Source organism: Pseudooceanicola sp. DL12, from assembly GCF_056270665.1.
Genome location: NZ_CM149884.1, coordinates 3,299,779 through 3,313,513, shown reverse-complemented (window position 1 = coordinate 3,313,513; position 13,735 = coordinate 3,299,779). Strand labels below are relative to the sequence as shown.

14 protein-coding genes are annotated in these 13,735 nt (G+C 67.8%); 10 read left to right on the top strand and 4 right to left on the bottom strand.

Annotated features, from left to right (window positions below):
* Positions 1 to 155: 155 nt before the first annotated feature.
* A complete protein-coding gene (locus AC0WR5_RS15385; RefSeq protein ID WP_475864410.1) occupies positions 156 to 539 on the top strand; it encodes a RidA family protein in 384 nt (127 codons plus the stop codon).
* A gap of 61 nt (positions 540 to 600) precedes the next feature.
* Here the strand turns inward: AC0WR5_RS15385 and AC0WR5_RS15380 are convergent, their stop codons facing one another.
* From AC0WR5_RS15380 to AC0WR5_RS15370, 3 genes are all read right to left on the bottom strand, one after another.
* Positions 601 to 1,236 carry a nuclear transport factor 2 family protein gene (locus AC0WR5_RS15380; protein ID WP_475864408.1) on the bottom strand — a complete coding sequence of 212 codons (636 nt, stop codon included), beginning with the start codon at positions 1,234 to 1,236 and terminating at the stop codon, positions 601 to 603.
* 122 nt (positions 1,237 to 1,358) lie between these two features.
* A complete protein-coding gene (locus AC0WR5_RS15375; protein WP_475864406.1) occupies positions 1,359 to 2,201 on the bottom strand; it encodes a tetrahydrofolate dehydrogenase/cyclohydrolase catalytic domain-containing protein in 843 nt (280 codons plus the stop codon).
* A 1-nt stretch (position 2,202) separates the two neighbouring features.
* On the bottom strand, positions 2,203 to 2,967 hold the full coding sequence (locus AC0WR5_RS15370) for an IclR family transcriptional regulator (protein WP_475864405.1): 765 nt from the start codon (positions 2,965 to 2,967) through the stop codon (positions 2,203 to 2,205).
* 361 nt (positions 2,968 to 3,328) lie between these two features.
* Between AC0WR5_RS15370 and AC0WR5_RS15365 the strand changes: the two genes are divergently transcribed.
* The 9 genes from AC0WR5_RS15365 (at position 3,329) to AC0WR5_RS15325 (ending at position 12,221) form a co-directional block, all read left to right on the top strand.
* Positions 3,329 to 4,153 carry a creatininase family protein gene (locus AC0WR5_RS15365; RefSeq protein WP_475864404.1) on the top strand — a complete coding sequence of 275 codons (825 nt, stop codon included), beginning with the start codon at positions 3,329 to 3,331 and terminating at the stop codon, positions 4,151 to 4,153.
* Complete coding sequence (locus AC0WR5_RS15360) at positions 4,150 to 5,466, top strand: amidohydrolase family protein (protein ID WP_475864402.1); 1,317 nt, start codon at positions 4,150 to 4,152, stop codon at positions 5,464 to 5,466. The genes AC0WR5_RS15365 and AC0WR5_RS15360 overlap by 4 nt, the downstream gene beginning before the upstream one ends.
* Positions 5,463 to 6,878: an FAD-binding oxidoreductase gene (locus AC0WR5_RS15355; protein ID WP_475864400.1), complete on the top strand. Its 1,416-nt coding sequence runs from the start codon at positions 5,463 to 5,465 to the stop codon at positions 6,876 to 6,878. Before AC0WR5_RS15360 ends, AC0WR5_RS15355 begins: the two co-directional genes overlap by 4 nt.
* A 67-nt stretch (positions 6,879 to 6,945) precedes the next feature.
* Positions 6,946 to 7,527, top strand: coding sequence for an NAD(P)H-dependent oxidoreductase (locus AC0WR5_RS15350; protein ID WP_475864399.1), 582 nt, complete (start codon positions 6,946 to 6,948; stop codon positions 7,525 to 7,527).
* A gap of 19 nt (positions 7,528 to 7,546) precedes the next feature.
* Positions 7,547 to 8,353, top strand: a complete 807-nt coding sequence (locus tag AC0WR5_RS15345; RefSeq protein WP_475864397.1) for an ABC transporter ATP-binding protein — start codon at positions 7,547 to 7,549, stop codon at positions 8,351 to 8,353.
* Between the two features lie 5 nt (positions 8,354 to 8,358).
* Positions 8,359 to 9,267 (top strand): ABC transporter permease, encoded by a 909-nt coding sequence (locus AC0WR5_RS15340; RefSeq protein WP_475864396.1) that lies wholly within the window; start codon positions 8,359 to 8,361, stop codon positions 9,265 to 9,267.
* Positions 9,268 to 9,326: 59 nt separating this feature from the next.
* On the top strand, positions 9,327 to 10,481 hold the full coding sequence (locus AC0WR5_RS15335) for a hypothetical protein (protein ID WP_475864395.1): 1,155 nt from the start codon (positions 9,327 to 9,329) through the stop codon (positions 10,479 to 10,481).
* Complete coding sequence (locus tag AC0WR5_RS15330; protein ID WP_475864394.1) at positions 10,481 to 11,362, top strand: bifunctional 5,10-methylenetetrahydrofolate dehydrogenase/5,10-methenyltetrahydrofolate cyclohydrolase; 882 nt, start codon at positions 10,481 to 10,483, stop codon at positions 11,360 to 11,362. The genes AC0WR5_RS15335 and AC0WR5_RS15330 overlap by 1 nt, the downstream gene beginning before the upstream one ends.
* Before the next feature lie 4 nt (positions 11,363 to 11,366).
* The gene (locus tag AC0WR5_RS15325) at positions 11,367 to 12,221 is read left to right on the top strand and encodes a methylenetetrahydrofolate reductase (RefSeq protein ID WP_475864392.1); all 855 of its coding nucleotides are present in this window, start codon (positions 11,367 to 11,369) and stop codon (positions 12,219 to 12,221) included.
* A 241-nt stretch (positions 12,222 to 12,462) separates the two neighbouring features.
* On the opposite strand, the gene pepT is transcribed toward AC0WR5_RS15325, so the two are convergent.
* The gene (gene pepT / locus AC0WR5_RS15320; protein ID WP_475864390.1) at positions 12,463 to 13,704 is read right to left on the bottom strand and encodes a peptidase T; all 1,242 of its coding nucleotides are present in this window, start codon (positions 13,702 to 13,704) and stop codon (positions 12,463 to 12,465) included.
* Positions 13,705 to 13,735 lie beyond the last annotated feature (31 nt).

The following is a 13,735-nucleotide window of genomic DNA, read 5'->3' as shown; positions in this document are numbered from 1 at the left end:
CGGCTCGAAATCCGCTCTGCGCGGATTCGGGGCCCTGCGGCAAGCCTCTCTCCCGGCGATGACGCCACGGCAGCAGGCACCCGCCGCACCCTTCCGGTGCCCCGCGCCCCGTGCTAGCCCTTGGTGATCCCAGCACAGAGCCTTCCGGAGCCCCCATGAAATCCCTCGCCCCCGACAGTATCTCCGCGCCCTTCGGCAAGTATTCCCACGGCATCGCCGCGGGCCCCGTCGTCGTCACCTCCGGACAGCTCGCCCTGGCCGCCGACGGCACGATCCCCGAGGACATCACCGAGCAGTCGCGCCTCTGCTTCCAGGCCGTGCTCGCGATCCTGGCCGAGGACGGTCTCGATGCCTCCGACGTGCTGCGCTTTTCGGCCTTCGTGACGAAACGCGAGGACATGAAGCCCTACATGGCGGTGCGCGACGAGGTCTGCGCCGATCTCGCGGTGAAACCCGCTTCGACCCTGATGATCGTCTCGGGCTTCACCCGCCCCGAGTTCCTGGTCGAGGTCGAGGCCATCGCGCTTCGCCGCACCTGAGGCGCAACGCAAACGGCCGCACCCGGTGGGGCGCGGCCGTCTCTCCGGGCTCAGGCCGTTATCACTCTTCCGGGCAGGTGTTGATCGGTGCCGCCTTCACGATGGGGAAGCAGCTCTCCCATTCGGTCGTGCGCGCGGGCCAGGGCGTCAGCACCTCGGGGCTTTCCTCCAGCTGCAGCACACCCAGGGCCTGCAGGTCCTTCACCCGGCCATCCAGGTATTCCTTGATCACGCTGATCTTGCCGTCTTCCACGTGGGCGACCCAGACGTCGTTCACCACCTGCCGCGCGCCGCGCTGGAAGGTGCGGAACTGCAGCTCGGCGGCGATCCGGCCGGTTTCCGTGTCCACGAAGAAGGCATCCGCCGGCAGGTAGATGCTGGTGTCCTTGGCCATGTCGCAGAAGGCGCCCAGGTCATCCAGCATCGTGTCGCGGCCCGTGTAGCTCGTCGTCGGATAGGAGAAGGCGACATCCTCGGCCACGATGCTCTCCATCAGCTCCGGGTTGCAGGCCGCCCAGGAGGAGGCGAGATCGAGGATCAGCCCCTCCATCTCGGCGCGCGCCGGGTCCTCCGACAGGGTGCCGGCAAAGGTCACGCCGGGGCGCACCTCTTCGCTCTGCGCAAGGGCGGGCAGGGCCCCCAGCGTGGTGAGGGTGGCAAGGGCGGCACCGGCCGCAAGGGAACGAATCTTGGTCACTGTTGGGATCCTTTTTTGTCGATTATCGAACTGAGGTTCGTAATACGACTATCGGAGGCCAAGTTTCGCGCCCGTGCAACGGCTAAGACGGGAATTCGCCGGCGGGAAATGCACGCAGCCGGTCAGCTGCCAGCTTCGCAGGCAGTCGCCGCGATATTGGCCAGCAGGCAGGCCGTGGTCACCGGGCCGACGCCGTCGGGCACATGGGTGACGGTCGCGTCGTGGCCGGCCAGAGCGGCCAGGTCCACGTCACCGATCAGCCCCTCCGGCCCGCGGTTGATCGACACGTCGAGCACCACGGCGCCCGCCTTCAGGTGGTCGGGCCCGATCAGCCCGGCGCGGCCGGCGGCGGTGATCACGATATCGGCGCCCCGGGTATGGGCCGCCAGGTCGCGGGTCTCCGCATGGGTCAGCGTGACCGTCGCGCCCGCGTCCAGCATCAGCTGCGCCAGCGGCCGGCCGACGATGCGCGACGCCCCCACCAGCACCACCTCGCGGCCTGTCAGGTCGCCCGCGATCTCCTCGGCGATCAGCCGGCAGGCCTGCGCCGTGGCCGGCGCCCGCGCCGGTGCGCCCAGGGCCAGCAGCCCGGCGTTTTCCGGGTGCAGCCCGTCGATATCCTTGGCCGCGCCCAGCGTCAGCGCCGCCCGCAACGGATCGATCCCGGCGGGAAGGGGATAAAGCGTCGCCACCGCGTCCACGCCCGCGTCCGCCGCCAGCGCCGCCAGCCGTGGCAGCACCTCTGCCGGTGCCGGATAGCTCTCGGTCTCCAGGGTGATGCCCGCCGTGGCCGCGCTCTCGCGCAGCCGCGCGCCATAGGCCGCCATGCCCGCGTTACCCCCGTCGAGCAGCACCCGGCAAAGCGGCGCGCGGCCCAGGGTCGCCACCCGGGCCCGTGTCGCCGCGTTCAGCCGCGCGGCCATCTCCCTGCCGTCGAAAACCCGGATCATCTCAGCCCGGATCATCTCAGAAGGTCGAGGCCACGTGGGCCGCACAGCTCTTCAGACGGGTGATGATGTCGGCGCGCTCCTCTGCGTCCAGCCGCCCCTGCTCGAAGATGATCGAGATGGCACCGATCACCACGCCCAGGCCCGGGTTGAACACCGGCACGGCCAGCGAGGCCACGTCGTTCACGTATTCGCTGTCGGTCTGAGCATAGCCCTGGGCGCGCACCTCGTGCAGCGCGTCCAGGAACCGCGCGCGGTCGGTCTGGGTGCGGTCGGTAAAGGCCGCGAAATCCATGCCGTCCAGGATCTCGTCGCGCCGTGCCTCGTCTAGAAACGCCAGGATCGCCCGGCCCGCCGCGGTGGGGGCAAGCGGCACGCGGGTGCCGATTGCCACCCGGTTCAGCGTGAATTGCGACGGCAGGAAGGTATGCGCCACGTAGACCGCATCGGTATCGTCGAGCATGGCAAAGCTGACCGACTGGCCGATCTCCTCGGCCGCAAGGCGCAGGATCGGCTGGATGATCTGCGCGATGCCGCGCCCCTCGATAAAGCCCTGGCTCAGCCGCAGCACATGCGGCGTCAGCTCGTAGCGGCCCCGGTCGCTGGTGACATAGCCGAGCTGTTCCAGCGTCCGCACCAGCCGCCGCGTGACCGCCCGGTTCAGGTTCACCTTTTCGGCGATTTCCGATATGGTCACTGAACGGTCGCGGGCATCGAAGGCCAGCAGGACGTTCAGCCCCTTGGCGAAGGTCAGCGAGATTTCCTTGTCGTTTTCGTTCAGCATCGGGGCTCCATGGCATGGCCGGGCAGGGCGCGTTCCACCTCGATAGCCACTTTGCCTGTTCGATAATAGACCAAATTTTCACTAAGCGCACAAAAACAGGGCGGGATCCGGCCTCTGTCCGGCTGCTGCCTGTGAAAGTGTCATCTGCCGGAATCGGCTGGGCGTGGCTGCAAATGTCCGTAAAAAATGGTTTTTTATGACTGCGTCCTGCCGAATGCGGCTCAGTGCCTGCATATTTTGCACCTTGACCCCTCCTCTCCGAGGCGTAACTTATTCCGATCAAATGCTCGATTAACGAACAATCCTGTCTGCGGCAGGGGGTCGGAAGTCGGGCCGGAAGACAGAAAAGACGCCGCTGCCCATGCCTCTGACCGACTGGACCTCCCTCAAGACCACGGATTTCGCCGGGATCGACACCTCCCGAGCGGTGGCCCTGCTGCCGGTGGGCGCCACCGAACAGCACGGGCCTCATCTGCCGCTGGCAACCGATTCCGTGCTGGGCGAAGGGGTGGCGCGGGCCGCCGGGCCGTTCCTGCAGTCTGCCGATGTCTACCTCCTGCCCACGATCACCTATGCCAAGTCCGACGAGCATCTCTCCTATCCGGGCACGCTGACCCTCTCGGCCGAGACCCTGCTGGCCACGCTCGTCGAGATCGGCCGTTCCGTCGCCCGCGCCGGGGTGAAGCGCCTGGTGTTGATCAACGCCCATGGCGGCAACGTCCCGGTGCTTCAGATCGTCGCCCGGCGCCTGCGGATCGAGGAGGGGATGCTCTGCGTCTCCGCCGGCTGGGTCACCATGGGCTTCCCCGAGGGGCTGGTCTCGGACCAGGAGCGCGCCCGTGGCATCCACGGCGGCTTCATCGAGACCGCGGCCATGCTGCATCTCGCCCCCGCTCTGGTCGACATGTCCCGGGCCGAGAACTTCGTGCCCGCCTCCGCCCGTATCGCCGAGGAGAACGAGGTGCTGCGCATGGTGGGTCCCGTCGGCATGGGCTGGGTCTCGCAGGATCTGCACCCGGCGGGCGTCGCCGGCGATGCCTCCATCGCCACGCCCGAGGCCGGCCGCGCCCTGGTCGAACACGCCGCCTCCCGCTATGCGAAACTGCTGGACGAGGTCGCGGCCCATCCGCTGCCGGATCCGGTGATCCCCGCCGGCACCCCCGGTTACGCGGGGCCGGCCGCATGAGCCTTCCCGTGATCCCCGCCCGCGGCGATTACCTGCTGCGCAACGCCCTGATCCCCTCCGCCCTCTCCGAGGGGCTGGCCGGGCCGGGCTGCACCTCGGCCATGCTGCAGGGCCTGGCACGCACCGATATCGCCGTGCGCGACGGTTGCTTCCAGCGCCCCGATCCGGCCTCCGACCTGCCCGTTTCCGACCTGCCGGTGGTCGATCTCGGCGACCGCATCCTGCTGCCCCGCTTCGTCGACATGCACACCCATCTCGACAAGGCCTATACCGTTCAGCGCACCGGCTTCTCGCCCGACGGGCTGACCTCTGCCGTGGCGCTCTGGGCCGCCGAGCAGGACAATCGCACCCTCGACGACGACATCGCCCGGATGGAGCGCTCGCTCGCCGCCGCCGAGGCCCAGGGCACCCGCGCCCTGCGCACCCATCTCGACACCCGCGGCACGCCCGCCGAGAACCCCTCCTGGCAGGCCTTCGCCGAGGTCTCCGGGCGCTGGCAGCACCGCCTGCACCTGCAGGCCGTGGCGCTCATGGCGCTCTTCCGGGTGGCGGATCCCGATTTCGGCGCCCGCTGCGCCGCGCTCGCCGACATGGGCGGCATCCTCGGCGCCTTCATCGATGCCGGCACCGCCACGCCGGCGCTGATCGACCGCCTGCTGGGGCTGGCCAGCGACCATGGCCTCGACCTCGACCTGCATGTCGACGAGAACCTCGATCCGGAGGCCAACGGCCTCCACCTGCTGGCCGAAACCGCCATCCGTCGCGGCTTCACCGGCCGCATCGTCGCCGGCCATTGCTGTGCCCTGGCGCAGATGCCCGCCTCGCAGCGCGACACGCTCATCGACATGACCGCCGAGGCCGGCATCGAGGTGGTCTCGCTGCCCGCCACCAACGGCTTCCTGCAGGACCGCACCCCGGGCCGCAGCGGCCTGCTGCGCGGCCTCGCGCCGGTGCAGGAACTCGCCGCCGCCGGGGTGCCCGTGGCCTTCGCCTCCGACAACGTGCGCGACGCCTTCTATCCCTATGGCGGCTACGACATGATCGAGGCCCTGCGCCTCGGCATCTTCATGGGCCAACTGGAACATGCCCCGGACCGCTGGCTCGCCGCCATCACCACCACGCCCGCCCGTGCCATGGGCCTTCCCGATACCGGCCGCCTGCTGGCCGGCGGCCCGGCCGAGGCGGTGCTCTTCGACGCCCGCGACTGGGCCGATCTTCTCAGCGGCACTGCCCTGCCGCGCCTCGTGCTGCACGACGGCGTGCCGCTCGCTCCCTGCGTGACCCGAACCGAACCCCAATGGGAGAGTGCATGATGACAACGACCACACCCGATCGCACCGCGAACCTCGACGCCCTGCGCGCGGCCCTCGCGGGTTTCGACCTCGACGAGAACCCCCGCTCGATCCAGCAGAAGAGCCGCGATTTCTACTGGTACAGCCCGATCCTCAAGGAAATGCTCAAGGACGTCTGTGCCGATCTCGTCGTCTCGCCCCGCTCCGAGGCCGAGGTGATCGAGATCCTGCGCATCTGCCATGCCCATGACGTGCCGGTCACCGTGCGCGGCGCCGGCACCGGCAACTACGGTCAGGCCATGCCGCTTGCCGGCGGCGTGCTGCTGCACATGCGGCACATGACCGGCATCCTGGGCCTCGAACCGGGCCGCCTCGTGGCGCAACCCGGCGCCATCATGAAGGAGCTGGAGGCCGCCGCCCGCGACAAGGGGCTGGAGCTGCGCCTCTTCCCCTCCACCGCCGCCACTGCCACCATCGGTGGCTTCATCGCCGGCGGCTCCTCGGGCATCGGCGCCATCCGCTGGGGCGGTCTGCGCACGCCGGGCAACATCCTGCGCCTGCGCCTGATCACCATGGAGGCCGAGCCGCGCATCGTCGAACTGACCGGAGAAGACATCTTCAAGGCGGCCCATGCCTATGGCGTCAACGGCGTGATCACCGAGGTCGAAGTGCCCGTGGATCCGGCCTGCGACTGGGTCGAGGCGCTGATCGGCACCACGGATTTCGCCGCCGCCACCCGGCTCTCCTTTGCCATCGGGCGCGACGAGGCCATCGTCAAGCGCATGGTCTCCGCCTTCGAGCCGGAGATCCCCGAGCGCTACTTCAACCGCTATGCCGAGTTCACCGTGCCGGGCGAGGCCGCGGTTTCCGTCATCGTCACCCGTGACAGCCTCGAGGCCCTCGCGGCGCTCGTGGCCGCCGATGATCAGGCCACGCTCCGCTTCCGCTCGGATCGCGACAAGGGCAGCCGCCGGCTGACCTCGCTCTACGAATACGCCTGGAACCACACCACGCTGCGCGCGCTCAAGGTCGAGCCCACCATCACCTACCTGCAGATGATGTTGCCGCAAGACGACATCTACGGCGCCATCGCCCGCATCAACGCCGATTTCGGCAACGAGATCGTGCTGCACCACGAGTTCACGCAGTTCTCCGGGCAGGTGGCCGCCGTCACCCTGCCGCTGCTGCGCTATACCAGCGACGCGCGCATCGAGGAGGTGATCGCGCTGCTGGAATCCGATTACGGGGTCACCGTCTTCAATCCGCACCGTGTCACCCTCGAAGAGGGCGGCATGAAAAAGACCGATCCCGCCCAGCTTGAATTCAAGCGTCAGACCGACCCGAAGGGGCTGCTCAATCCCGGCAAGATGATTGCCTGGACCGATCCGGACTGGGTGCCGGAACCGGGGCGCGCCTTCCTGTTCAACCACTAGTTCCGGGGCGCGCCACCCGCGGCGCGACGCCCCGCCCGGATGAAAGAGACATGAAAGACGCCGCATCATGAAAGTGCATGTGATCTATGCCCACCCGCTCGCGACCTCGCTGAATGCGAAACTGCACGAAACGGTCGTGGACGGGCTGACCCAGGCCGGGCACGAGGTCGACGATCTCGACCTCTATGCCGACAACTTCGACCCGGTCCTCTCGCCCGAGGACCGCGAGGAATACCACGACATCACCATCAACCGCCGCAAGGTCGCGGGCTATGTCGACCGCCTGATGACCTGCGATGCGCTGGTGCTCTGCCACCCGGTCTGGAACTTCGGCTGGCCGGCGATCCTCAAGGGCTACTTCGACCGTGTCTTCCTGCCCGATGTCTCCTTCAAGCTGACCGACGGCCAGCTTGGCCCGGGCCTCGGCAACATCAAGAAGCTGGCGACCGTCACCACCTACGGGTCCAAGCGCTATCGCGCCATGTTCCTGGGCGACGCCCCGCGCAAGAATGGCACACGTTTCCTGCGGGTTGTCTGCAATCCGCGCGTCAAGGTGCAGTACCATGCGCTCTATGACATGAACAACGTGACAGAGGCCCAGACCACCGCCTTCATCGGCAAGGTGCATGGCGCCATGCGCAATTTCTGAAGACCGCAGGAGCGATAAGTTGAGCGCAGATTTCACATCCACCACGGCACCGGAAGGGCAGGCGGCGGCAGGCGGGGCGGCCCTTCCCGGGGGCAACGCCATCGTCTTCGACCATGTCTCGATGACCTTTCCCGACGGCACCGAGGGGCTCAAGGACGTCAACCTTGCCATTGCACCGGGCGAATTCGTCTCGATCGTCGGGCCCTCGGGCTGTGGCAAGTCCACCCTGCTCAAGGTCGCCTCGGGCCTCGTCACCCACACGGGGGGCAAGGTCTGGGTCGACCGCGATCAGCTCGGCTATACCTTCCAGGATGCCACCCTGCTGCCCTGGCGCAAGGTGCAGGACAACGTCGAGCTGCTGATGGAGCTGCGCGGCTTTTCCGCCGAGGAACGCCGCCGCATCGCCGCCGAGAAGATCGAGCTGGTGGGGCTCAAGGGCTTCGAGAACCACTATCCCCAGCGCCTCTCGGGCGGCATGAAGATGCGCGTCTCGCTGGCGCGCTCGCTGGCGCTCAACCCGGCGGTCTTCATGTTCGACGAACCCTTCGGCGCACTCGACGAGATCACCCGCGAGCGCCTCAACGACGAGGTCATCGACCTCTTCGTGCGCGAGGGGTTCACCGGCATCTTCGTCACCCATTCCATCCCCGAGGCGGTCTACATGTCCTCCAAGGTGGTGGTGATGTCGGCCCGCCCCGGCCGCATCCAGGACATCTTCGAGGTGCCCTTCGCCTATCCCCGCGCCCCCGAGATGCGCTACCAGGCGGACTTTTCGGAACTCTGCGGCGAGATCTCCCTCTCCCTGCGCAAGGCCATCGAGGGATGAACCACATGACCGACACGCAGATCCCCGACCCGCAGGCAACCGGCGCGCACACGCCGGCCCGCACCACCCGTCGCGCCAATATCGAGGCCCACGACGGCGTGCCCGTGCCGCCACCGCCGGGCGTCGGCCGCAAGCTCCTGACCAACCTGCTGCCGCCGATCCTCGCCGGTATCCTGGTGATCCTGCTCTATGCCTGGGTCCGCTCCACCCTGCCGCCGCACCGGCAGTTCCTGATGCCCTCCGGCTCCGGGATATGGGAGCTCGCCTTCGGCATCCCCGACTTCGTGATGGAGCTGCTGCGCCGCTCGGTCACCACCATGGCCATCGCCGTGACGGGCCTCGCCCTGTCGATCTCCTTCGGCTGCCTCATGGGCATCGTGATGTTCCGCTTCCTCTTCCTGGAGAAGGCCATCTTCCCCTACCTCGTGGTGCTGCAATCGGTGCCGGTGCTCGCCATCGTGCCGCTGATCCAGTCGGCGCTCGGCTTCGGCTTCATGCCCAAGGTGCTGATCGTCGCGCTCTTCACCTTCTTCGCCGTGCCCACCACGCTGCTGCTGGGGTTGAAATCGGTGGATCGCAACATCCTCAACCTCTTCAAGCTGCAGGGCGCCGGCTGGTGGGTGACCCTGCGCAAGGCCTGCCTGCCCTCCGCGGGGCCCACGCTCTTTGCCGGTTTCTCGATCTCCGGCTCGCTCGCCGTCATCGCCGCCATCACCTCCGAGCTCTTCTTCCTCTCGGGCGAGGGCGGCCTCGGCCAGCTCCTGATGAATGCAAAGATCGACTTCAAGTACGAGCAGATGTACGCGGCACTGATCATGGCCTCGGTGCTCTCGATCGCCGTCTACCTCTTCTTCAAATGGCTGGGAAACCGGCTCTTCTCCCACTGGCACGAAGCCTCGGGAAAACAGCAGTAACCAAAACCGGACCGCGTCCCAACGCGGCCTTCCTCTCCACCAAACCAACAGGGTGACACATGAAATCCACGCTCAAATCCGTCTCGGTCGCGGCGCTGATGGCGGCCACGGCCTCCGGGCCCGCCTTCGCGGGCGAGTTCGCCAACGCGCATTACACCACCGATCTCTCCGGGGTCTGCCCCAGCCCGCTGATCATCCAGCTCGACTGGCTGCCGCAGGCCGAACAGGGCGGCATCTGGCAGATGATCGGCGAGGGCGGCGAGATGACCCCCGGCTCCTACCAGGGCCCGCTCGGCTCCACCGGCATCGACCTGCAGATCCTCTCGGGCGGCGGCGGCATCGGCCTCGGTGACGGCGAAACCGCCTATTCCGCGCTCTTCATGGGCAACTCCAAGGCCGGCGTCACCCCGCACCTGGGCTACCAGGAACTCGACAATTCCTTCATCTTCTCCAAGCGCTTCCCCACCGTCGGCGTCTTTGCGCCCCTCGACGTGGCGCCCACGGTGCTGTTTTGGGATGCCGCCACCTATCCCGAGGGCTTCGCCTCCGTCGATGACCTCAAGGCGCTGGCAGACAACGACGATGCCAAGATCTATGTCTCCACGATCGGCCGCACCTTCGGCAAGTACCTCGTGGATGCCGGCGTGCCCAAGGACGTCTTCGTCGAGGGCTATCGCGGCGACGGCGAGAACTTCGTCACCCACAACGGCGAGTGGCTGCAGCAGGGCTTCGTCACCTCCGAGGTCTACAAGTTCGAGAACGGGTTGAACTGGGAAAAACCCATCGACTTCCTCAAGATCGACGACCTCGGCTATCGCAACTACACCGGCATGGTCTCGGTGGCGAAATCGCGGCTGGAAGAGCTCTCGCCCTGCCTCGAGAAGGTCGTGCCGATCATGCAGCAGGCTTCCGTCGACTATGCCACCGATCCGGCAGAGACCAACGCCACCATCGTCGCCTTCAACGATGCCGACATGGCCACTTCCTGGTGGAAGACCGCGCCTGACCTGATGGACTACGCCTCCAGGACGATGGTCGAGCAGGGTGTGATCGGCAATGGCTCCGACGACACCATCGGCAACTTCGACATGGACCGCGTCGCCGGGATGCTCGAGATCGTCAAGCCGAGCCTCGACGAGCGCTCCGAACCGGACGTGACCCCCGAGATGGTCGTCACCAACCAGTTCATCGACCCCTCGATCGGCCTGAAGTGATGAGTGACCTGCGCAGTGCCACCCTGCTCGACGGCGATGCCCTTGCGGGCGGGCTGCGCAGGCAGATGACAACCCGGGCGGCGCAGCTGCGCCGCCAGGGGATCACGCCCTGCATGGCGACGGTGCTGGTGGGCGAAAACCCCGCCAGCGCCTCCTATATCGGGCGCAAGCATGCCGATTGCGCCGAGATCGGCATCGAGGCCCGCGACATCCGCCTGCCTGCCGATACGCCCATGCCGGCGCTGCTCGAACAGGTCGCGGCCCTCAACGCCGACCCTTCGGTGCACGGGCTGATGGTGCAGCTGCCGCTGCCCGGCGATCTCGATGACGATACCGCGCTCGCCGCCGTCTCTGCGCAAAAGGACATCGACGGGCTGCACCCCGCAAACCTCGGGCGGCTGCTCGCCGGCGCGCCCGACGTGCTGGAAACGGGCCTGTTGCCCTGTACCCCCAACGCCATCCTGCAGCTCCTGCGCCATCACCAGGTGCCGCTCGCCGGGGCCCGCGTGGCGGTGATCGGCCGCGGGCCCCTGGTGGGCCGGCCGCTTGCCATGCTGCTCTCGCTGAAGGGGATAGATGCCGAGGTCACGCTGCTTCACACCGGCTCGCGCGATCTGGGCGAGGTGACCCGCCGCGCCGACGTGGTCATTGCCGCCGCCGGCTGCCCGGGTCTCGTCACCGCCGCGATGGTCCGCCCCGGTGCCGCCGTGGTGGGCGTGGGCATCACCTATGGCGCCGATGGCACCATGGTCTCCGACATCGCCGCGGATGTGGCACAGGTCGCGGGCTGGGTCACGCCGCCGCATGGCTCGGTCGGCGCGCTCACCCGCGCGGCCCTGCTGCAGAACCTGCTCGCCCTTGCCGAACGGGGCCTCGCCTGATCCGATGTCCGCCCCGAACCCGGCCGCCCGGCTGCCTGCCTCCATCGAGATCCCGCCCTTCCGTGTGCTGACCCTGCCGGCGCTGCCTGCGCTGCTGTCGCCGGGCACCCGCGTCTACCTGCCTGATCTCGGCACCGCCGACGACGGCGAGATGATCGCCGCGGCCGCCGCGATCCGCAATGCGGGCGCCGAGCCGGTGCCTCATCTCGCCGCCCGGCGCATTGCCTCGCGCGCGGTGCTCGAGGCCCGCCTCGCCCGCCTTGCAGGAGAGGCCGGGGTGCGAGACGTTCTGGTCATCGCCGGCGAACAGGATCCCCCGGCGGGTCCCTTCGCCGCCTCGATGGACCTGCTCGAAACCGGCCTGCTCGACCGGCATGGCATCACCCGCATCGGCATCGCCGGCCACCCCGAGGGCAGCCCGGTCTTCCCGGAGGGGGTCGCGCTGCAGGCCCTGCGCCTGAAACAGGCCCTCGCCGCCCGCACCGGGGCCGAGATGCGCATCGTCACCCAGTTCGGTTTCGACATGCCCGGCTTCTGCGCCTGGGCCGAGGCGCTCTCGGCGCAGGACGTGCGGCTGCCGGTCCACCTCGGCCTGGCCGGCCCCACGAAGTTCCGGTCGCTGCTGGGCTATGCCCGGGCCTGCGGCGTCGGGCCCTCGCTCCAGGTGCTCTCGCGCCGGGGCACGGCGCTCCTGTCCCTGCTGCGCGGCTACCGCCCCGAGGATCTCGCCCGCGCGGCAGAGGTCCATGTGGCGGCGCATCCCGGCACAGCCGTCGCCGGGCTGCACATCTTCCCCTTCGGTGGCGCGGTGCGCAGTGCGGACTGGCTGCGCCAGCGCGGCAGCTGGCCCGCTGCCTGACCAGGGGCGCAGGGGGCTCTGCCCCCGTCTCCTGCGGAGCCTCCCCCGGGATATTTCCGACAGGGAAACGAAACGAGACACCGCCCCCGTTTCCCTGTTCCAAATATCCCCGCCGGAGGCTTCGGGCTCCGCGCGCGGAGCCCGAAATCGCACCGACGCAATACCGACGCGATACCGACGTAATACCGACGTTGGAATCCGGCCTTTTCAGACACTTGAAGATATTCCGAAAACGGAATTTCTAGGCCTGTTTCACGGCCTTTTTCGCAATGGAAAGGCAGAGCTCCGTGGCCACGGCCATGTCCTGCACCGAGACCCATTCCAGCGGTCCGTGAATGCACTGCATCCCGGTAAAGAGGTTCGGCGTCGGCACCCCCATTTCAGTCAGCCGCGAGCCATCCGTGCCCCCCCGGATCGGCACTGAAACCGGCTCGATGCCGAGGTCCTTCGCCGCGGCGCGGGCCAGGTCCACCGGGGTCATGTCCTCCTCCAGCCAATACCGCATGTTGCGATATTGCGGGGTGATGTCGCAGGTTATGGTGGCGCGCGGCTCCGTGGCGGCAACTGTCGCGCAGACCTGGCGCAGCATGTCGCCCTTGGCCGCAAGCCCGTCACGCTCGAAGTCGCGCAGGATGATGCGGATTGTCATTTCCGAGGAGCCGCCCTCCATGTCGGTGGCATGCCAGAAGCCCTCGCGCCCGTCGGTCGTCTCGGGGGTCATGGTGGCCTGGGGCAGGGTGGCGATGATCTTCGAGGCCAGTTGGATGGCGTTGACCATCTTGTCCTTGGCATTGCCCGGATGGATCGAGACCCCGCCGATCCTGACCACGGCAAGGTCGGCCGAGAAGCTCTCGTAGATGATCTCGCCCACCTCTGCACCATCATAAGTGTAAGCAAAATCAACGCCCAGATCCTCGGGCAGGCGCGCGTCCACGCCGCGGCCAATCTCTTCGTCGGGGGTGAAGGCGATGCGGATAGGGCCGTGGGGAATGGCGGGATTGGCCAGCAGGTGGCGCGCGGCGGTCATGATGATGGCCACCCCGGCCTTGTCGTCGGCGCCCAGCAGCGTCAGCCCGGAGGCGGTGACGATGTCATGGCCCTGCTTTTCCGCCAGGTAGGGAAAGTCCTTCGGCGACAGGACGAGATCCGGATTGTCCGGATAGGTGATGTCGCCCCCGTTGTACCCCCGGATCACCCGCGGCCTGACCCCGGTGGCGTTGAACTGGGGCGCGGTGTCGACATGGGCCAGAAAACCCACCGTCGGCCCTTCTGCAGTGCCGGGAATCGTCGCGAGAACAACGCCGTAGTCCGTAAGCCCAACCTCGGCCGCGCCCATCTCCTCCAGCTCGGCCTTCAGCATGTTCAGCAGATCGTACTGGATTTCGGTGCTGGGCGCTGTGGGAGAGCTTTCGTCGCTCTGGCTGTCGATCGCGGCATAGCGGACCAGCCGCTCTTCCAGCTCGGTATCGAATGGGCGTTCCATGGGGCCTCCTGTACTTTGGAGTCAGAAGGGC